We start from the raw sequence: 22364 nt of genomic DNA, 5'->3' as shown, positions 1-22364 counted from the left end.
CCCTTTTAACTATTTTAATATTCAGCGTGCTGATCCAGGTTTGGATTATTATCCACATCAACCTGCGGAATTGGTAATCTTTGGTTTTTACCTACTGTAAAGTTTTTAAAATCAGGATCACGAAGCGCAATTTTATCCACAGAAGCCTGAGTGTTTAAATCTCCCCAGCGTTTTAAATCTTCCCAGCGAACACTTTCACCGGCCAATTCTAAAACTCGTTCTGTTTTTAATCTTTCTAAAAATTTATCGTGATCGTTTCCAATTTCAGGATGTGCGACCGCTAGTGTGTTCATGTTTGAACGTGCTCTTACTAAATCAACATATTGGTAAGCGCCAGCTGTATTTCCTAATTCGTTCAGCACTTCGGCATAGCGTAACAATATGTCTGCGTAACGAACCAATCTGTAATTTACCTGATTGTAATAATCTTCGTTGTTTCGGTAATAATCACGACTTCCTTTTCTGAACCAGGCTTCATCATTGCCCCACTCCCAGTTTTTGCCGTATGTTTTGTCTCCAAAATCAGCTAGTAAACCCGGATAGTATAAAGTGTATCTTAATCTTGCGTCGAGATTTCCGTCTTTATTTTTTTCTTGTTTAAAAGCATTTACTAACCAGAAACGAGCTTGTCCGTCTGACCATCCAATTCCTCTTGGGGCAAAAAATTGACTGCGATTACTGGAAACTGCAGCATTTTGATCTTCTCCTGTTCCACCTTTTCTTTGATCTCCAAACTGAATTTCAAACACAGACTCAATGTTGTTTTCATTTACGTCTGTAAAGTTGTCTCTGTAATTTGCTACTAAATTATACTTGGCACCGGGACCGGTAATTAAATATTCCAGAGCCCCTTTTGCCTCTGCCCATTTATGCTGTTGCATGTATACTTTTGCCAGAAAAGCTTTTGCAGCCCCTTTATCAGGACGTCCGGTTTGGTCACCTGACCATGAAGCAGGCAAATCGGCGAAAGCCTCATTTAAATCTTTTTCCACCTGTGCCCAAACTTCGGTCACGTTTTTTTGCTGTGGTAAATCAGCCGGTGTAGAAGGATCCAGCACTAAAGGAATGTTTTCCCAAATAATTCCGGCATAGTAGTAATGTAACGCTCTGAAAAATTTAGCCTGCGCCAAAATTTTCTTTTTATCGTCTTCATTTTGAAATGTAATATTGGGCACATTTGCCAAAACCTGATTGCATCTAAAAACGGCTTTGTAAGTATCTCTCCATGTTACTGAATTTCCTTCCCAAAAATTATAATTGATATAATTGAATCTTGTCCAGTCTGCCAATTCTGTCCACGGGCTGTTACTAAATCCCTCATCAGAAGTTAAGTCAAGACGGAAATAAATCCATCTTGCCCATAATCCATCTTTATAAAACATGGCATAAATGGAGTTAACGCCGGCTTGTGCATCACTTTCAGTTTTCCAATATTGATCTACTGTTATATCATTTGGGCTGTTCAGATCTAATTCATTTTCACAAGATGATGCAAAAAAGAGACCTAGAAAAACTACGGTTGTTATTATTATTTTTTTCATTATCCTATTTTTTTAATTAAAAGCTAAATTCAACTCCAAAAGAATATGTTCTAAGATTTGGGAAAGCTCCGTTATCTACACCTCTTTCAAAAATATTACCGTTTGAAAATTCAGGATCTAAACCTTTGTATTTTGTAATTGTAATAATATTTTGTGCTGATAATGTTAATCTTGCTCTTGCAATTCCGGATTTATTCAAGATACTTTCCGGCAAATTATAACCAAACCCAATATATTTAAGTCTGATAAAATCGCCATTTTCTAAGAAGCGGTCACTATCTCCTCTTGAGTTTAAAGTTGAACCTTTTGTTACTCTAGGGAAATCCGTATTTGGGTTCTCAGGTGTCCAGGGCTGAATTCCTGCTCTGTAATTACTATTGTCGTCAAAACGATCTACAACGCTTCTAAATCCGTCATAAACAGTTGCTCCGTGAGAAGCAATCCAGTTCATCGAAAAATCAAAACCTTTGTATTCTGCTCCTGCATTTAAACCCATTTCGAATTCAGGCCACGGGCTTCCAACAATTGCTTTGTCATCACTTGTAATTTGCCCGTCGCCGTTAACATCCTTAAAACGGATATCTCCGGGTACTGCGCCTGGCATAATTACTTTTCCGTCAGCATTTTTATAGTTGGCTATTTCAGCTTGATTTTGAAACAATCCATCAGTTTGCAATACATACCACATTCCTACAGGCGATCCTGCTCTTGTCATTGTATTTCCAACGATGTTTTCGTTTTGACCATTTCCTAAAGACACCAATTTGTTATTTACTTTGGTAAAATTTACAGAAGCATTAAATGAGAATTCATTAATTTTTTTGCTGTAAGCCAATTCCAGTTCAATACCTTTATTTTCAACCGTTGCGGCATTAGAAATAGGATTTCCTCCGTCATTTCCTGTGGTTAATAAAATGGGAAATCCAAATAATACATCTTCTGTACGGGCAATAAAATAATCTGCGGTAAAACGTAGATCATTATTTAAAACTCCCAGATCTAATCCAAAATTGGTTTGTTTTAGCTTTTCCCAACGTAACTGAGAATTAGATAATTTTACCTGAGTTGCAGATGGATACAAAGTCTGTCCTGTTCCTAAGACAATTTGTCCAAAATTATTCACGAAACTTTTGTATTCGTAATTTCCAATGTTACCAGAACCTAATTCTCCGTAACTTGCTCTTAATTTCAAATCTTTAATAAATTCAGATTTAAAGAAAGATTCATTATTTACTCTCCATCCAGCAGAAACAGAAGGAAAATTTCCCCATTTGTTTTCATCGCTAAATCTTGATGATCCGTCGCGTCTTAAAACGGCATTAAATAAGTAACGATTATCATAATTGTACTCTAATCTTCCTAAATAAGAGGCCAGAGAAGCTTCATTAATAAAACCACCCACTACAGGTGAATCTCCCTGATTTAGAACCTGATAATATTGACCCGTTCCTGAGTTTATCGGAATATTTCTCTTTGTGCCATAAATTTGTTCGTATTTATCTTTTTGAAAAGTCTGTCCCACTAAAATTGTCAGATCATGTTTTCCAAATTGTTTTTTGAAATTCAATGTGTTTTCAAATAACATCGTTTCTGATCTTCCTTTATTTTGATCAATAATAGAAGGATCTACCGGTTGATTTAATGTCCAGTTTCCAATTTTTCTTAAAAATTTATAAGAATCAAAACTAGTTTCATATCCAAAATTGAAACGGTATTTTAACCACGATGCCAATTTTAATTCTGACCAGACATTTCCTCTGATTCTGAAATTTTCATTTATTGCATTCGAAAAATCAGCAATTGCTAAAGGATTTGTACCAAAAGTATCTGCTACTCCTTGCTTTCCGTAACCATATCCTCCAGGATTTCCAGCATCATAAAGCGGAATTGTTGGCGTCATTCTGTAAACATCAATAATTGGATTTCCAGACATTTCATCTGTTTTAGAATTGCTGATGGCAATGTTTTCTCCAATACTAAAAATACCTTTGGTTCCACTTGAATTTACACGGAATGAAATTCTGTCAAAATCAGTTCCTACAACTGTTCCTTTATTGTCAAAATAATTTCCTGACATAAAAAAGGTTGAGTTCTCTCCACCTCCGGAAACGCTTACATTATAGTCGTTGATCATTCCGGTTTTGAAAACAGCATCCTGCCAGTCTGTATTAACTGCCATGTTAAGATTTTGTCTTGGATATCCCGCATTATCATATGCCTGATTATTTAATTTTGCAAACTCCTCAGTTCCCATTAAATCATATCTTGGCATTGTGGTAATACTTGATTTCACAGAAGCTTCCACCTTAAGCGGTCCTTTTTTACCTTTTTTGGTTGTAATGATGATTACACCATTTGCAGCTCTTGAACCGTAAATTGCTGCTGCAGATGCATCTTTTAAAACCTGAATAGTTTCGATATCATTTGGGTTAAAATCCCTGTTTGCAGAAGTAATTACACCATCAATTACATATAACGGATTGGTGTTTTGAAGGTTCTTTAAACCACGAATTTCAATATTGGCTTCCTGTCCCGGGCGGCCGCCGCCACGAACTTTAACTCCGGTCACTAAACCCTGAAGTCCGTCTGCGACAGTTGTAACCTGACGTTTTTGAATTTCTCCGGCTTTTACCAGAGAAACAGCTCCTGTAAGGTCTTTTTTCTGTTGAGAACCATAACCTACCACCACAATTTCGTCCAGTTTCATTGCATCTTCAGGTAAAGAAGCATCTACTGTTGTGGCATTATTTATCGCAATTTCGATTGTTTTGAATCCCTGCGAACTAAAAATCAGGGTTTGATTTGAAGCTGCCGTAATTTTATATCTTCCGTCGAAATCGGTAACTGCACCGTTTTTGGTATTCTTGATCACAACATTTGCAAACGGAATGGGTTCTCCTGTTGCAGAAGACACTTTTCCCGTTATGGTTATTTGCTGTTGTGCCTGCACTTGCTGCACTAATAAACTAAAGAAAAACAAGAGGTAATATCTCTGCTTTAAAATTTGAGTGAACGTTGTTTTCATTGATTTTTCATTTTAGATAGTTTTCATTTTTTTGGTTGGTTTTGTACTGAATTTGTAAAGTTTTTAAGCGTCTGTGTGATGGCGACGTACCATTTTAAAATTGGTTACTAATAATAATGTGTTCATTTTAATTCAAAAGTGTTAATGTGATTGTTTTTTAAAGTTAATTTTATTGATGCCTTATTTTTTAAGGTTAAAAATTATCAATATCATTTATTTAAAAAGTCAAAGTAGATGATTTTAATTCAAAATAAAATGATTCATTTGTGTCAATTTCTCTCTTAAATGAGTCAAATTGTAGAATTATATCCAATTAAACAGCGGTTTGCATCATTTTGTTGAACATTGACACGATTTGATTACAACATGATTTTATCTTAAATAACACAACAATGCGTAAATTCTTTCTTTTTTCATTTTTATTGATTTTTTCGATAAATTTTATTCAGGCACAAGAATATTATTTTAAACATTTTCAGGTCGAGGAAGGACTTTCCAACAACACGGTTTTGACTTCTTTACAGGACGAAGATGGTTTTATGTGGTTTGGAACCAAAGATGGCCTGAACCGGTTTGATGGTTACAGGTTTAAAACCTATCGCAGTAATGGCAACCCGATTCATAGTCTGGGAAGCAATTATATTCAGTCTCTTCATGAATATAAAGGTGTAATTTGGGTAGGTACAGATAAAGGTTTGTATCAGTACAATAAAAAGACGGATGAGTTTACTGTTTTAAATGAAGCTATTAATGACAGGATCAACGATATCAACCACGATAAAAACGGAAATATCTGGTTTATTTCAGGCAATATTCTGTACAAATATTCTACGGTAAAAAAGGAAACCAAAACTTTTAATCCGAATAAATATTTTATAGTGACTTCGATTTCGCGGGATGCTAATGGCCAGATTTGGGCTTCTTCCCTAAACAGAATCTACCGTTATTCTGAAGAAAATCTTTCATTTGAAAATATTCCGATAACGCCTCCGGCAAATTCGGCTAATTTTAGGATTACCGTTATTTATGCATTAGATAAAAATAATATTGCAATTGGTACACAGGAAGATGGGGTTTTGATTTATAATATCCCAAATAAAACTACTGCGGGTTTACAATTTTCAGGTAAAAATCCGGTTTATGTTCGGCAGTTTAAAACGAAAGGCAACGATGAACTCTGGATTGCCAGCGAATCAGGCGTTTATGTTTACAACCTGAAAACAAAAGTGAATGTAAATCTCAAAAAAAATTACAATGATCCTTATGCCATTTCCGACAATGCGGCGTATTCGATCACTATTGATAAGGAAAACGGAATTTGGATTGGCACCTATTTTGGCGGTATTAATTACCATCAAAAACAATACACGCAATTCAAGAAATATTTCCCGCAAAAAGGACAAAACTCTATTAGCGGAAGCGCCGTCAGGGAAATTCATAAAGACGATAAAGGCGATCTCTGGATTGGAACCGAAGATGCGGGATTAAACCGATTTGATCCTAAAAAACAGCAGTTTACCTCCTATTTACCTAACGGAAGTAAAAACGGTGTTTCGTATTATAATATACATGCCCTGATGCCCCGAAAAGACAAGATTTGGGTGGGAACTTTTGAGCATGGTTTAGATGTTTTAGACAGAAATACGGGTGCGGTGATCAAACATTACACTGCCAATAATCCATCATCCGGATTGCGAAGTAATTTTATTTTTTCTTTTTATAAAACCAAAAAAGATGAATTGATTGTGATTACAACAATGGGGCTTTATAAATATAATGAGCAAAATGATAATTTCGACATTTTAAAAATATTTCCGGAAACCACGCATTACACGAATTATAAAGAAGACAGCGACGGAAATTTATGGGCGGGAAGTTATCGCGATGGTTTGTTTTATTATAATCCAAAAACCAAAAAGAAAGAGGTTTTTATTTATGATTACAAAAATCCAAATGGCATTAGCAATAATTCTATCAATTATATTTTTGAAGACAGTTCGAAAAACTTATGGTTTGCCACTGAAAACGGTCTGGATTTATTGGATAAAAAAACAAGGACTTTTAAAAAATTCACTACCAAAAATGGTTTCCCCAGCAATGTTGTATATTCTATTTTAGAAGATGATGCTAAAAATTTATGGCTGACCACTTCTAAAGGTTTGGTGAAATTTGGTCCTGACCATAAAAGCATTAAGATTTATACCACGGCAAACGGTTTATTGAGCGATCAGTTTAATTATGCATCGGCATTTAAAGATACAAACGGTGATATGTATTTTGGAAACCTAAACGGAATGATCAGTTTCAACCCAAAGAATTTCACCAAAAACAAATACACTCCGTCTATCTTTATTACCAATTTGCAAATCAACAATAAAGATATTAATGCCAACCAGGATGATTCTCCTATACAGCAATCTATTTCGCATATTGATGAACTGGAACTCAACAACAATCAATCCTCGTTTAATTTGGAATTTGCTTCTTTAAATTATACCGCTCCGGAACTTACCGAATATTGGTATAAATTGGAAAACGTAAATAATGACTGGGTTTATCTCGAGCGCAACAATAAGGTATTTTTTACTGAACTTGCACCGGGAGATTATGTTTTTAAAGTAAAATCACTGAATAGTTTTGGGGTTTGGAGTAAAGAGATAGAATTAAAAATCAGGATTCTGCCGCCGTTTTGGGCGAGTTCTTATGCTTATTTATTTTACTTTCTGCTGGTTTGCGGCTCATTTTACTACATCATTCGCTACTCACAAAACTTAACCCAGATTAAAAACAATCGAAAAATAAAGCATCTCAACGACGAAAAAGAGAAAGAAATTTATCAGGCTAAAATTGATTTTTTTACCAATGTAGCGCACGAAATCAGAACACCTTTGACGCTGATAAAAGGACCTTTGGAAAAACTTCTGGTGATGGAGCATCAATTGCCTGAAGTACCTCAGAATCTTTCGATAATGAAAAAAAACACATCGCGATTGTTGAAATTGGTGAATGAATTACTGGATTTTAGAAAGTCGGAAATTGGTGGATTGAAACTGACTTTTGTCGAAGCGAATATTTCGTCGATGGTTCGTAATTTTCATTTAAGATTCAGTCAGCTGATTGAGGAAAGAGCCATTGAATTTGAACTGGAACTGGGCGATAAAGATATTTTTGCTTTTGTAGACAAAGAAGCTTTCAAAAAAATCCTGAGCAATTTGATGAGTAATGCCATTAAATATGCCAACGAAAAGGCCTCTATTTCACTTTTTAGGGACGAAAAGAAACTGACTTTGATTGTAAAGAATGACGGGAATTTGATTCCGTTTCATTTGAAAGATAAAATTTTCGAGCCGTTTTTCAGGGTCGATAATATGGATGCAACTTCCGGAACCGGAATTGGACTTTCGCTGGCACATTCGCTCACACAATTGCATCACGGAAGTTTGCAGGTAATTCCGGATTCTAAACTGAATATTTTTGAACTTGTGGTGCCGCTTCGTCAGGAAGAAGAATTTATGTTTTATAATGAACCAGAAAAAGAAGAAATTGAAACAGAAGCTGAAACTACCGAAATCGAAAACAAACACGAGAAACCTCAGCTTTTGATTGTAGAAGATAATGAGGATTTACTGAATTTTATTACCGCAGAAATGTCGTCGGTCTACACGGTTTTAAAAGCAGATAATGGCGAAAATGCCCTGAAAATTATTCACAATGAAAATATTCAGTTGGTCATAAGTGATGTTTCGATGCCTGTTATGGACGGGATTACTTTGTGTAAAGAAATTAAAGCCAATCTGGAAACGAGTCATATTCCGGTTATTTTGCTTACGGCTAAAAACTCGCTAAAATCTCAAATTGATGGCCTTGGAGCCGGTGCCGATGCCTATATTGCTAAGCCTTTCTCGATGGATTATTTGAAAGTTCAGGCCAATAACCTGATCGAAAACCGAAAACAGATTATGAATTATTATGCGAGTTCGCCTCTTTCGCATATTAAAAGTATTGCACACAATAAAACGGATGAAAAATTCCTTAAAAAACTGGACGAGGAAATTTTAAAAAACATTACTGATTCTGATTTAAGTGTTGAATCTCTGGCAGAAATCATGAATATGAGCCGATCGACTTTATACCGAAAAATCAAGGATATTTCGAATTTAAGCCCGAATGAACTCATCAATATTGTACGCTTGAAAAGAGCAGCAGAACTGCTTTTGAATGAGAATTTTAAAATGTATGAAATTGCCGAAAAAGTGGGCTACAAATCGCAAACAAGTTTTGGCAGAAACTTTCAAAAACATTTTTCAATGACGCCATCTGAATATATTGCGATGAACAAATAAAAAACGATGTAATTATCTTGTAAAGAGTAAGCTAAATAACTGCTAAACCATTCGTTTAGCAGTTATTTTTATAGCTAATTTTTAAAATTTTATTTACTGAACATAATAAGAAACGCTGTACAAACATCTTACCCGGTATCCATTTTTTATCGCAGGTTTCCAGTTGGGCGATAACTTTAAAACTCTTACCAACTCTTCTCCCGATTTATAACCAAAATCACGAAGAACTTTTATATTAGACAACGATCCGTCTTTTTCAATTACAAAATTGACAAAGACTCCTCCGTAGGCTTCATTTTCGACTGCTTCTTTTGGTGCAACATAATTCTTCTTTAAAAAAACATGAAACTTATTGATACCTCCCGGATATTTAGGCACAGAGTCTACCAATGAATGATTGTAAATTTCATGGTCATTTTCCTGTACATTGTGTTCTAATACAGTCGTTTTTTGAAATTCCTTTTCCACTTTTAAAGGAGGACTAACAATTGCAGGTTTACTTTTATCTTTTTGACAGCTTGCCATTATGATACAACTAAAAAGTAAAAAAAACTTTTTCTTCATTATTTATTGGATTGCGTTATACTTACATCAGAAATAAATTTTCCCGGTTCTTTCCTTATAATTGTTTTAATACAATATTGCGATACCACACACTATTTCCGTGATCCTGCAGCGCTATTTTTCCTTTTTTGAATGTTCCGAAACCAGGCCAGGTCGCAAATTTACTTCCATCAATTAATTTTTTAAAATTATCATCCCAAAGTACGGTTTCAACGACTACGACTCCGTTTAAAATAAGAGTTAATTTTCCGTTTTTGCTGATAATTTCGGCTGAATTCCATTCTCCAACTGGTTTTACAGGTTCTGATTTGCTTTGAATTAAATCGTATAAATCTCCCGCACGATGTTTTGTAATTTTTCCGTCAGGGTGACCATCATTGTCCAAAACCTGCATTTCAAGGCCTGTACTAAAAGTATTGGGATATTTTGCAGCATCTTCATTTACATAAAAAAGAATGCCGCTATTGCCATTGGGAGCGATTTTCCAGTCTAATTTTAAATGAAAATTTGCATATTCGACATTGGTTACTAAATCTCCACCTTGTCCGTCTTTTGCTGCATCGGGATCAAAATGCAATACGCCATTTTCTGCCTTCCATCCTGCTCCGGCGAAATTTTTACCGTAAGAATGCCAGCCTTTTGTTGTTTTTCCATCAAAAAGAGGTTTAAAACCTTTCTGTGCCTGAATCGTTTGTGCTGCAAACAAAATCACTACTGCAATTATTACTTTTTTCATTTTTTACTATTTAGTATAAACTTACTGAAACTCATTTTTTAATTCGATCAGTAAATTCATGGTTGTTTTGTTATGGTTCATTTTAGATATAAATTGAATATCCGTTCCGAGTAAAATTAGCAAAAAGCTGCTTATTCGCCTATAATATTTAAATGGCTTTAAAACATAAAATAAGGATGAGCCAAAACCCATCCTTATTTTTATAATTAAACTAAAAAAAACACCAAATTAAATCGAAGGAAAAAGACTGGTTCTGGCCATTTTCTCTGATGAAAACTCAACAGAAAGACCTTCGCCATAACTTTCCTGAAAATATTCTAGTCGAATTGGCAGAAGTCCTTTTTTCAATGTTATTTCAGATTTCTTTTCATCAAAACCATGCAATCCGTCGTTATCAATTAGCAGTTGATTGTTGATGTACAATTTACTGCCATCATCTGATGCGATGTAAAAAGTATATGTTCCATCGGCCGGAATATTAATGAAACCATTATAAACCAAACCGTAATTATTAGCATCATGTTTGATTTTGTTTAAATCAAAATCCGGTGCAAATCCTTTATCAACCGGAGTTAATGTACTAAAATCAGGCATTTTACTCCATTTTCCTTTATAAAGACTGTAATTTAATCCTGTTTTTTTATTGTAAAATATTTTTGAAATAACAGAACTGCTAGACCCTTCGCCCGCAAGACATGCAATAGCATTTACGCGCGCAGGTACTGTAACTTCAAACGGTTTTGTGTACAATTGCGAATTGCGTGTTGGAACTGAACCATCTGTTGTGTAATATATTTTATCGGAACCTTTTTGTACAAACTCAACTTGTGCTTTGGTATCAGATTTCAACTCTGTTTCTTCCTTAAAATCTGGTCTTTCTGCAATACTTCCGTAAGTTTTAAGCAATTCATAATACGGTTTGTAGGCTTTATTTGCTTCACTAACCGACTGAATTGTCAGGAGTGCATTGTTCCAGCGATCTCCAAATCCGTCGATTTCTTTTTTAATAGTTGTAATGTTGTATTCCAGACTTTGACCAAATTGAGAAAGCGACATTATTTCGAAAGGGCTATGCAAACCGTCATTCCAATCATGTAATAAACGGAAAGCTTCGAAATTTTTCATGTATTTAATTTGTCCTTTTTTACCTGACAAAAGCTGTTGATCGTAATCAGGAAATTGTACCTCAACCAAAATGGTTTTATTGGTTGGTAATTCTGATACATATATATGTGTTTCGAAATCATTTCCGGCGTACGACCAGCTTCCCGCTTTAGCCTCTGCACTATAAGGAATATTTTGCCCGTTTACAGTTACAGCTGTTGGCGGAAAAGAGCAAGGAAAACGAAGTTCGTACCCTCTTGAAGTTAACATTCCCGGGAATGAACCCTCTGCTGCTCCTATTGCAATATTCGTTTTATTACCGGATTGTGCTGAAGTAATGGTTGTAAAAGTAAAAGCATTTTTCTTAAAATTGTTATTATTTCCTTCATCTTCATACAATTTTAGAGTGCCTTTTTTACCCGGATAAAAGGAAAGAATCAACGGATTTAAAGGCTTTTCGTCTGTTCTTTGTACTTTTGGCTGCATCGGAATAATTGCTCCTTCTTTTACAAAAACAGGAATATCACCTAAAGTAAATGGCATTGTGATTTTTTTACCGCCTTTTATGATACTTCCTGTGCTGGTTTCGTACCATTTTCCTTCCGGTAACCAGGTTTCGTGTTGTACGGCAATATTTCCTTTTTCAATAGGTTTTGTTATAGTATTTACAATCATGTCGCGACCAAACATATATTGGTTAGGTATAGAATAGGCATTTTCTTCTTTCGGATAATCGTAATACATGGGGTGAACGGTAGAAACGCCTGTTTCATAAGTATTACGTGCTTCATTATACAAATACGGCACCAAAGAATATCTCGTAAGATAAGCTTCTCGCATGATCAGGAAATTATCAAGCGGGTATGCCCAAATACGTCTTTCGTGTTGTGGTGCAGCGGTAGCGTGCGTTCTAAAAATTGGACTAAAAACACCCCACTGAATCCATCTTGTATACAGTTCGGCAGTTCCGGCATCGCCCTGATGACCGCCAATATCGTGGCTCCAATAACCAAATCCTACGTTGGCAGCAGTTGCCGTAAAATAAGGCTGATAATTCAATGATTCCCAGGATACGTGCGTATCACCTGAAAACCCGATTTGGTATCTGTGATTGCCAAGTCCTCCCCAACGATGAAAAATAAGCGGACGTACTTTGTTTTGGCGCTCCATATCGCTGTAATGCACGTAATTTAAATAAATGGTAGGATTAACTCCGGGAATATTGGTACTTCCCCATTGTTGCCAGTCAAGCCACCAGAAATCTACTCCTGCTTTTTCTATAGGATGCAATACCAGATTCATATAATTTGTAGCAAACTTTTTATCGGTAATATCAAAAGGTACATATTTTTTTGTCGCCGGATCAATTCCCATTGCTTTTGCCATTTCAGGATATACTTCTTCAAAAGGCTGTATTCCCGAAGCAGGATGCAGATTAAGACAAGTTTTAAGATGTTGTTCATCTGTCCATTTTAAGAATTTTTCAGGAGAAGGAAACAAGTTTTTATTCCATGTAAAACCCGTCCATCCGGCATCTTCCCCAGCCTGATCTCTTTGTCTTTGTCCGTTTTTGAAGAATTCCGGCAATGATTTTATGTGCCAGTCCATATCGATTACAAATACATCAAGAGGAACGTCATGCATTTTGAATTCGCCAACAAGATCGCGAAATTCAGTATCCGAATATTCTCTGTAGCGTGACCACCAGGCACCAAAAGCAAATCGTGGCGGCATGGCTATTTTACCTGCAATATCAGTATAATCTTTTAAGGCTGTTTTATAATCAGAATCGTAGGCAAATAAGTATAAATCCTGAGGTTTATCTCCGGGACGTGCCATTACCCAAGGCCAGTCTGAATTATCAAAAAGAGGGCGTTCGCTGTCGTCTATCAAATACCAGCCATCACGGGAAATGATTCCTTTTTCCAGTTCTTTCGCGGGTCCGTCAACTCCATCAAGAGTTCGGGTTGTTCCTAATAAGTTTTTTGTGTTAGCCAATCCGGGTTTCCAGGAAGTCGTTTTTCCGTTCACCATAAAATCGACACTTAAGTTTTTATCGGTAAACTTACCCTGACCTGTTTTAAATTTAAGTTTTAAGACATCAGTTACAATTTGCAGTTCGCCTTTAGACTCTTTTTTTGTGAACTTGGGTACCGGAAGGTTTCTGTTTACAAATGTTAGCGAAGCGTTGTCTGTAAACTTACCATCTGAACTCCATTCCATACGTATTACACGAGGCGAAAGCACCGTAAATCTGGCATTGCCTGACACTACCACTGCTTTTGGATTGGCTTCAGGTTGGTATTCCTGAGCCATTAAAACTGTAGAAGCGAGACAAAAAATGGTAACTAAAAGTTTTTTTGTTTTCATATTCTCTTTTAAAATTAATCTTAAAATAAATACTTTCAATGCTGTCATTAAAACCAATGAATTTATGTAATCTGAATGATTTTATTGAAAGTATTTATGCTTATTCTGCTTTTATTTTTTAATAAATCTTTTGGTCATTTTTGTTCCGTCTTTTTCAAAAACAGCAAAATAAATTCCCGTTGCTAAACCCGAAACATCTAAACTGTTATTTTTTAGTATTTGCTCCTTCACTAAACTTCCTGTTTCAGAAAAAACACGAATCTGAATGTTTGTCATTTCTGAAGTAAAAGAAAGTGTATTCCCGACCGGATTTGGATATACATTTAAAACAGCTGTAACACCTTCGCTATTTAATGCTGAATTCGCAAATTTTGCAGTTCCCAAAGTGGTTATCGGTTTTACTAAATCGAGTTTCCATCGTTGTGCATCGTTGGCGTTATCGGTCCACTGCTGTACATTTGTTCTTGGTTCTGCCGAATTATTTGCTACATCAAGACACAAATTGGTGTTTTTGTGTGTCAGTTTAAAATAACCGTCACTCATCAATTCAATTTTCCATCTTTGGGCATCTGTTCCTAAATCTGCCCATTGTTGTACATTGGCTCCAGCCTGACTGCTATTATTATCCACATCCAGACATTGATTGGTTCCTCTATGCGTTAATTTATAAAAACCATCAGATTCTTTTGTAATCACCCAACGCTGCGCATCGCTGTTGTTACTTGTATATTGCTGCACATTCGCGCCTTGCTGCGTACTTGCATCACTTACATCAAGACATTGGTTTGTTCCTTTATGAGTGAGTTTGTAAATTCCTCCGGAGACAATTGGCACTTCAATAAGATCCATTTTCCATCTTTGGGCATCTGTTCCTAAATCTGCCCATTGTTGTACATTGGCACCTGACTGACTGCTGTTATTGTCTACATCGAGACACTGAGTGGTTCCTTTGTGGGTGAGTTTAGCATAACCATCTGACATCATTTCTATTTTCCAGCGTTGTGCATCATTACCACTATCTGCCGACTGCTGGACATTAGCTCCCTGAACGCTGCTGTTTTGAAAAACATCCAGGCATTGATTCGTTCCTTTGTGGGTGAGTTTATAAAATCCATCTGCTTCGAGTGTTACCACCCATCGCTGCGCATCACTGCCGTTGTCTGTACTTTGCTGTACGTTTGTTCCTGACTGACTTGCGTTATTCAAAACATCCAGGCATTGATTGGTTCCTTTATGGGTTAATTTATAAATACCTCCAGAAACGATACTTTGTGTAGGACAAGATTGATCCGGTATTCTGGGAGCAACACCGTAATTGGTCATATTAACAGGCTCAATTAAATCTGCTGCATTAAAATACATTCTGTCAATGGCAATTTTCCTGTCTCCCGAAGTGCCATTTTCATATCGATGGTAAATGATATAATATTCATCGCAATTGCCCATTTTTAATACTCCGTGATGTCCGGGACCTTTGTCTTCGGCATTAGAACTTAATATTTTTCCTCTGTATGTCCATGGTCCCAGAGGAGAATTTGAAGTGGAATATTGTACGTTATACGTATCATTAAACCAGGATCCGTTAGAATACGTCATATAATAAATGCCTTTACGCTTTACCATATAAGGTGCTTCGGTATAATTTTGTGGTGTTATATCTGTAGGTCCGGTAGCCAGTGAAATCATATCCGGATTTAATTTGCGTACGACCATTCGGCTTTTGCCTGATCCTCCATAATAAATATAGATTTGCCCGTCGTCATCAATAAAAACGTTGGCATCGATAATATCATCTGTATAAGGATCTGTTGCTATAAGCGGTGCGCCAATATCTGTAAAAGGGCCAATGGGTGTATTACCAACGGCTACTCCTATTTTGGTTTCGGCGGTATAATAAAAGTAATATTTATTGTTTCGAAAAACAACTGCCGGCGCCCAGCCATTATATTGCGACCATGGACTATCGGGAAAAAGATCGAAAATAAGACCTTCGTCGTGCCAATTGGTAAGATCATTTGAAGAATAGGCGTGAAACTGTGTGCCGTAAATGGCTGTCGTATAAATGTAATATTTGTTGTTAAAGTAATGAATTTCAGGATCTGCGCCGGTAAACAAAGGATTACCACTAAGCTGTGCCTGTGCAGGAACGGCTAAACCTATAAACATTAAAAATACTGCAAAACGCAATCTCAACTGATTCCTGAGAGTATAACTATGCCTTTTAATTTGTATCATAATTTGTGGTTTTTAATCTTATTTTTAATAATCGCTTTGTAATTTTTGTTTAGAAAGCAAGCTTCTAATGGAAGAAAAAAATCCAAAACTTTCCAATACTAAATGATTGAAAAGTTTTGTCTTTCTCATTATAAAAACAATTACAGTTTCTTTAATACAATTGTCATTTTTGCAGGATTAACAGTAAGTTCATATTGTCCTCCTGTTTCAATAACCCATTTATTATCCGGCTGACCGTTTGGCATTAATTGTATTGTCTTGTTATCAGACGCTTCGCCTTTAATTACAGTACCGTTTGCAGCAGGCATTAAGAACCTGCCGCCCCAGTTGCCCAGATCTAAAGCAAGTTTAAATTCGCCTGCATCAAATTGTCCTTTAAAAGTAAATACTTCAGGATTTTTAGCATCCCATATCATTGGCTTGGCTTTCCCGATATCCCATCCTATACCTGTGATCGCATTTCCTACCATATAAACATTTTCATACGGCACATAACCAAAAGCATAGATTTTCTGATCGATATCCAAATAAAAGGAATGACGGCCTGCTTCGGCTACTTTAAAAACATTATCGTCTGTTTTTGGATTCGTCTCGTTGTAAATAATTTTATTTCCCTCTACAGGATCGTAAGACGGTAAATCGCTTCCGGGCTTTTCGATAACTTTGAATGAACCAGTGGTAAAACTTCCAATAAAATTATAGATCGTTCTCTCTGTTTTTTCTGGCAGCATTTTTCCTGCACTGTAATCCCAGCCGCCACTTATGGCATCACCAACCATAAAGAGCGGTAATGGCCCCGGACTATAACTTGTAACAGCAAAACTCGTTGTTGATACTTCCGGTAATTGGTATTGTGCGGTATTATCTACTCTTGCTATTATTTGCACTTCAAGATTTGTGATAACATCCCCGGGACGTTTGAAGTTTTTAAGCAACAAAGCGTTTAACTCTCCTACGGTATACGATTTCGTAAAAACACCATCCGGAATTTGCTCTGTAATTGTTGTGCTGGTTCCCGGCGCTGCACCTTCACCAAAATTATTGCCTACAAGATCCATTCGAAAAAAGTAGGTTAAGGTCGTTCCGGCTCCTCTGTCATTTCCTTTTGTCCATGTAAAAGTGATTGCATTTGCTGCTGCATTTTCTTTAACCAATACAATTTCTTTACCCGAAAGAGTCATCGTTAAAGGATTGGCAAAATCAGGTTCTTTAAGCCATCCTGCATTTTCCAGTCCGTTGTCTTCACAGGAGACAAAAACCAAACTCATTATTATAAATGAGATAATATTTTTTATATTTTTCATTTTGTTTTGATTTTTAGTTATTTGTCCCAGAACGGTGCCTGGATTAGGTTAGGATTTTTTTCGATCTCTGCCAGATATATTGGAAACCAGTAAAAAGATTTTCTGTATGTTCTGTTTTGATACGCTGTTCTTTGATAAAATTCAGTCGCGTTTTTACCGTTAAAGTTCATTCCGTAAAAAGGACCGTTTAAAACTGTTTCGGCCAGTTTCCATCTTCTTAAATCATCATAACGTATTCCTTCTGTACAAAGTTCGACTCTACGCTCCATTCTGATGATCTTTCTAATATTTTCCTGATTGCTTTCTACATGAATATTCTGGTCATCAGTTCCTCCGGTTGTATACGTTCTTACTCCTGCTCTTTCTCTAATTTTATTTACATAAAGCAGGATTTCAGGATTGCCCGGATCAAATTCATTAAGCGCTTCTGCATAGTTTAAATAGGCTTCTCCTAATCTGTATAAAATTCCGTGACGCGGTGCAAAATAACCAATGGTTGGGTTTCTTGTCGGATCGGTTCTTTTTCTGGCTAGATAGCCATTTTGCGGAGCATCATGTGTATTGTTATTGTCTTTTTTTCCATTAAAAAATTCCAGCTTTCTACCTTTATCTTTTCCTGCATTATCTCCATCAGTGTACCAAACACCATCAAAATTTACTGCCAGATAAAATCTTGGTTCGCGGTTGCAATACATGTTATAAGTACCTGCAAGAGTTACCAGTCCCGGAGCTTTTGCTTCATTAAATTTTGTTAGTCCGTTCGGCCAGAAACCATCCTGAGAAGAAAAACCAGTCTCAACATATCCCGAATTAGAATCGGTTATAGGTAAACCGTTTGCGGTAAAAAATGCATCTACCAAAGATTGTGTTACGCCATATCCCCCAGCTCCTCCGGCTCCTGTTGGCGCTGTATGTCTGTCATATTCTTTAGAATCAACATTAGGACGGGCAAACAAAACTTCTGTATTTCCTCTGCTGGCTTCGATAAGATGCAGGTTCTGACACGATAAAAAAGGATCGATTTTTCCGGCAGCATTCATCTCCGTATACAATTTATGGCCTGTTGCTTCTGCGCTCATGATTAAATCTTTACTGGCATCTGCGGCAATTTTCCATTTGTTGGCATCATAAGAAGAATTAAATAAAGCCTTCCCGTCTTTGGTCATATGATTCGAGTAATCAGAATTACCATTTACAAGCGGACTTGCTGCAAAAAGCAGCATTCTGGCTCTAACAGCTTTACACATAATAGAGGTGGCGCGACCAAATTTTCTTCCATCAGAATACGATGCAGGCAAAATTGTTTCAACCTCTTTTAGTTCCTTACTGATCCAGGCAACAATTTCATCATATGGTGTTTGCCCTACCTGTAAGTCTGAAAGATTATAGTTTACGGGTGTAATTTCATCCGGACTAAAAGGAATTGGCCCGTAAGTATTTATTAAAAGTGAATAATAATACGCTTTTAAAAATCGGCATTCGGCAATCATTAGCCTGACTTCATCGGTATTTAGATTTTGTTCCGGTAATGGTTTAATATTTTTGATAAGCAGGTTGCACTCTCTTATTCTTTGCGGAAGATTGTTCCAATACCCAGGACTCCATTGTGATCCTACAGACCAGTCTCCCAGAACAAAAGGTATTACCTGCCAGTCGTATTGGCGCCATCTTTCTGATGGCGTCATGTCATCTCCTAAAATTTCCCATCCTAAACTTCTTGTATATCCCCAGGTAGGATCAGGAATTCTGGAGTAGCATCCGGCCAGCCAGTTTTCTGTTTTTGTTTTACTCTCAAAAACGCCATCGAGAGTAAGTTCGGTATCGCTTTCTTTATCTAAATAATCAGAACATGAAGTCGATAATAATAGTCCCAGAAAAAGGAATATTGCTCTAATGTATATATTTTTCATTTTGATTTATTTTTTAAAATTATAACGCTATTGATAATCCAAACAGCACTGATTTCGTAGATGGGTATTTCAAACCATTTCCTGTAGCCAACTCGGGATCCCAAAGTTTAAAATTAGAGATGTACCATAAATTGTTTCCGCTGATGTAAATCCTTAAACCTTGCAAATACATTTTTTCGGCCATGGTTTTAGTCAAAGTATAGCCTACTTCCATCGTTTTTAAACGTCCAAAACTCATGTCTTTTTTCCACCATGTCGAGGCTACAGAGTTGTTTACATTAGGCCCGTAACTCAATCTTGGCCAAAACACATCCTGACTTGGATTTTCTTCGGTCCAACGGTCATTATAATTCGAATAAATATTTCCTAAAGTACCTGTACCGCTTCCTGGTATAAAATTCGATCCTCCAATAATTCGTTCTGATTTACCTACTCCCTGAAAGAAAAAGCTAAAATCGAATTGTTTGTATTTTAGGTTATTTCCAAAACCATACACAATTTGAGGATCTGTTGTACCGCCTATAAAACCTTCGTCTAAACCACTTATGATTCCGTCATTGTTTCTATCCTGATATCTAATATCGCCAGGACGTAAAGATGTTCCAAATGTTGGTACCGCTATGCCCGGTGCCAATACACCCGGCGCAACAAAATCGTCGCTGGTATATAAGCCCGTTGCAGTATAACCGTATAATGTATTGTTTTGAATGCCAGTTCCGGAACGGTACGTACCTTTTACAGCAGCGGCTTCGTCTCTTTCTGTCACTTTATTTTCTACGTAAGTAAAATTAAAACGCCAGCTCATGAAGAAATCAGCAGTTACCTGTTTGTTGAGATTAAATCCTATTTCGATACCTTTGTTTTCCATTTTTCCAAAATTGGCCCATGGTGCATTGATAAAACCTGCCTGAGTGGGAACCGTATTTCTTTCTACAAAAATGTCCTTTCTTTTTTCCTGAAAGATATCAACGGTCAAATCCATCATATTAAATAATCCCAATTCGATACCGATGTCTGTTTTTGCCACTTTTTCCCAGGTCAGGTCGTTTACTCCAATTTGCCCTTCTTCAATTCCTTCAAATTTTACTCCTTGTCCCGTGCCAAACCAATAGTCTGAATCGTTAGTATCACTAATGGTAGTGAGGTAAGCAAATCTTCTGTTGGCACCAATATTATCATTTCCTACCAAACCATAAGAACCACGCAGTTTGATTTTATTAAAGATATCTTTAAGAGGTTCCATAAATTTTTCTTCGGTGACAATCCAGCCCATCGCTACAGATGGAAAAAAGCCGTATCGGTTTCCTTTTGCAAAATTTTCTGATCCGTTATAACCAAAATTAAATTCCCCAACATATTTTCTATCAAATGTATACGAAGTTCTTCCTGCTAATCCCTGATGCTTAAAAGCCTGAGGCGCAGTTCCGTCGTTATAACTGTCCTGATTGAATAATAATAGTCCGCTTAAATCATGTTTACCAAAAGCGCGGTTATACGTCGTATTGGCTTCCAGATAAACTCGTCTGTTACCAAACTCAGCTGTTTTATCGTATCCCAGATATTCCTGTCCGTACGCCTGTATAGTTCCGTGTATTAAGCTTCCATCAAGATCTCTTTCGGTCGCTACATTATAATAGTCAGGTGATTTACCACGTGTAACTCTGTTTTCAGAATAGGAATCAAACGAATAGGTGAATTTTGCTTTTAAGCCCGGTGTAAGGTCTTTAAGATCTTGTTCTAATGAAACTAAACTTTCTATCTTGCTTCCTCCTTGCTTATAATATCCTTGCTGTGTACTCATTGCCCATGGATTTTCACGTGCAAAAACTCTGGGAATAGTTCCGTCTGAATAAATGGCAGGATGAACAAAAGGAGTTGTTTCGAAAGCAGTGCCAAAAAGTGTATCTGTACTGCTGTTTCCTTTGTTTAGATTTTGTAAAAAACCTCCAATATTGACGCGCAACAAAGTCGTTTTTGAAACATTCACATCGACATTTGTACGAACATTGGCCCTGTTTAGTTTGGTTTCTGAATCGTATGTCTGGTTGGGATCTCTTGCCAGCATCCCTTTTTCACTATAATAAGAAGCTGTTAATGCATATCTCAGGATTTCTGATCCTCCGGCAACATTCAGATTAGATCTTGAAGTAAAGGCATAATCTTTAGTAATAGCATCGATCCAGTTTACATCCGGATATAAATCAGGATCGTATTTACTGGCTGTTTTTGCAATACGATCTTCTGAAAACAAAAGTGGTTTGCCCTGCTCAGCAGCTAATTCATTCAATAAAGTCATATAAGGGGCAGCGGCAATAAATTCAGGTAATTTAGTGGGTTCCTGAATGGAATATTCGGTTCTGACCTGTATTCTGGGCGCGCCAACAAAACCTCTTTTGGTATTGATCAAAATTACTCCATTTGCTCCTCTTACGCCGTAAACAGCACTTGCTGCCGCATCTTTTAAAACAGAGAAAGACTCAATTTCTGATGGATCAAGGTCGTTTAGGTTTCGTTCGATTCCGTCTACCAATACCAACGGATTTGTTCCTCCTTTAAAAGTAGAAATTCCACGAATCTTAATATCCGATTGATCATAGCCAGGTTCTCCGGATCGCTGAACTGCCATAATACCCGTAATTTGCCCTGCCAGATTGTTTCCTAATGTACGGGAAGTTCCTACTTGTAATAACGATGGCTTTATGGTACCAATCGCCCCTACAACTGATGCTTTTTTCTGCGTACCATACCCCACAACTACAACGGCCTGAAGATCGCTCGTTTCATCTGCCATTGTTACGATGATTTTTTTATCATTATTTAAAGGTCTTTCGAGCTCTTTCATTCCGATAAACCTAAATACAAGTATGGCCTTGGGAGAAGATACATTGATCGTAAAAGTTCCGTCGAAATCTGTGGTTACGGCATTTTTTGTTCCTTTTTCAAGTACGGTAGCGCTGGGTAACGACAATCCTTTTGAATCGTTTACGGTTCCGGTTACTTTTACAGCATTCTGCGAATTGCCCGTTTGTGCATAACTATTTACTGCACTGAGCATTACAAAGAATAAGCAAATCAATCCACTTTTACTAAACTTACATCTACTCCAGGTAAATAAGCTTAGAACAATGGATGACATTTTCCAGGTCGGTTTAATTTCCATTTTGGTTTAATTTTTTTGGTTGGTTATTAGTTAGTTTTTTCAAATGTTCTTTTTAATCGTTTTTATTAAATA

10 protein-coding genes are annotated in these 22364 nt (G+C 36.6%); 1 reads left to right on the top strand and 9 read right to left on the bottom strand.

Annotated features, from left to right (window positions below):
- Positions 1–14: 14 nt before the first annotated feature.
- A complete protein-coding gene (locus FLP_RS12820; protein ID WP_065449881.1) occupies positions 15–1541 on the bottom strand; it encodes a RagB/SusD family nutrient uptake outer membrane protein in 1527 nt (508 codons plus the stop codon).
- 16 nt (positions 1542–1557) lie between these two features.
- The gene (locus FLP_RS12815; protein ID WP_065449880.1) at positions 1558–4566 is read right to left on the bottom strand and encodes a SusC/RagA family TonB-linked outer membrane protein; all 3009 of its coding nucleotides are present in this window, start codon (positions 4564–4566) and stop codon (positions 1558–1560) included.
- A gap of 392 nt (positions 4567–4958) precedes the next feature.
- Here FLP_RS12815 and FLP_RS12810 point away from each other — a divergent pair, with 392 nt between their 5' ends.
- On the top strand, positions 4959–8909 hold the full coding sequence (locus tag FLP_RS12810; RefSeq protein WP_065449879.1) for a hybrid sensor histidine kinase/response regulator transcription factor: 3951 nt from the start codon (positions 4959–4961) through the stop codon (positions 8907–8909).
- A gap of 93 nt (positions 8910–9002) precedes the next feature.
- On the opposite strand, the gene FLP_RS12805 is transcribed toward FLP_RS12810, so the two are convergent.
- From FLP_RS12805 to FLP_RS12775, 7 genes are all read right to left on the bottom strand, one after another.
- A complete protein-coding gene (locus FLP_RS12805) occupies positions 9003–9473 on the bottom strand; it encodes an energy transducer TonB (RefSeq protein ID WP_083195861.1) in 471 nt (156 codons plus the stop codon).
- Between the two features lie 55 nt (positions 9474–9528).
- Positions 9529–10209, bottom strand: a complete 681-nt coding sequence (locus tag FLP_RS12800) for a 3-keto-disaccharide hydrolase (RefSeq protein ID WP_065449877.1) — start codon at positions 10207–10209, stop codon at positions 9529–9531.
- Between the two features lie 228 nt (positions 10210–10437).
- A complete protein-coding gene (locus FLP_RS12795) occupies positions 10438–13683 on the bottom strand; it encodes a TIM-barrel domain-containing protein (RefSeq protein WP_165606672.1) in 3246 nt (1081 codons plus the stop codon).
- Positions 13684–13794: 111 nt separating this feature from the next.
- Positions 13795–15918: an RICIN domain-containing protein gene (locus tag FLP_RS12790; protein ID WP_083195860.1), complete on the bottom strand. Its 2124-nt coding sequence runs from the start codon at positions 15916–15918 to the stop codon at positions 13795–13797.
- A 140-nt stretch (positions 15919–16058) separates the two neighbouring features.
- Complete coding sequence (locus FLP_RS12785; RefSeq protein WP_083195859.1) at positions 16059–17222, bottom strand: SusF/SusE family carbohydrate-binding protein; 1164 nt, start codon at positions 17220–17222, stop codon at positions 16059–16061.
- Between the two features lie 17 nt (positions 17223–17239).
- Positions 17240–19132: a RagB/SusD family nutrient uptake outer membrane protein gene (locus FLP_RS12780; protein WP_065449873.1), complete on the bottom strand. Its 1893-nt coding sequence runs from the start codon at positions 19130–19132 to the stop codon at positions 17240–17242.
- A gap of 19 nt (positions 19133–19151) precedes the next feature.
- Complete coding sequence (locus tag FLP_RS12775) at positions 19152–22292, bottom strand: SusC/RagA family TonB-linked outer membrane protein (protein WP_243397588.1); 3141 nt, start codon at positions 22290–22292, stop codon at positions 19152–19154.
- Between the last annotated feature and the right edge of the window lie 72 nt (positions 22293–22364).

This window comes from Flavobacterium piscis (assembly GCF_001686925.1).
Lineage (GTDB): Bacteria > Bacteroidota > Bacteroidia > Flavobacteriales > Flavobacteriaceae > Flavobacterium > Flavobacterium piscis.
Note: the sequence above shows the minus strand (reverse complement) of the source record. Positions and strands in the feature narration are given on the sequence as shown.

Bases quoted from the DNA above. Each gene is read 5' to 3' on its own strand.
- FLP_RS12815 (WP_065449880.1), bottom strand. From the start codon at position 4,566: ATGAAAACAACGTTCACTCAAATTTTAAAGCAGAGATATTACCTCTTG.
- FLP_RS12810 (WP_065449879.1), top strand. From the start codon at position 4,959: ATGCGTAAATTCTTTCTTTTTTCATTTTTATTGATTTTTTCGATAAAT.
- FLP_RS12805 (WP_083195861.1), bottom strand. From the start codon at position 9,473: ATGAAGAAAAAGTTTTTTTTACTTTTTAGTTGTATCATAATGGCAAGC.
- FLP_RS12790 (WP_083195860.1), bottom strand. From the start codon at position 15,918: ATGATACAAATTAAAAGGCATAGTTATACTCTCAGGAATCAGTTGAGA.
- FLP_RS12800 (WP_065449877.1), bottom strand. From the start codon at position 10,209: ATGAAAAAAGTAATAATTGCAGTAGTGATTTTGTTTGCAGCACAAACG.
- FLP_RS12780 (WP_065449873.1), bottom strand. From the start codon at position 19,132: ATGAAAAATATATACATTAGAGCAATATTCCTTTTTCTGGGACTATTA.
- FLP_RS12785 (WP_083195859.1), bottom strand. From the start codon at position 17,222: ATGAAAAATATAAAAAATATTATCTCATTTATAATAATGAGTTTGGTT.
- FLP_RS12795 (WP_165606672.1), bottom strand. From the start codon at position 13,683: ATGAAAACAAAAAAACTTTTAGTTACCATTTTTTGTCTCGCTTCTACA.
- FLP_RS12775 (WP_243397588.1), bottom strand. From the start codon at position 22,292: ATGGAAATTAAACCGACCTGGAAAATGTCATCCATTGTTCTAAGCTTA.
- FLP_RS12820 (WP_065449881.1), bottom strand. From the start codon at position 1,541: ATGAAAAAAATAATAATAACAACCGTAGTTTTTCTAGGTCTCTTTTTT.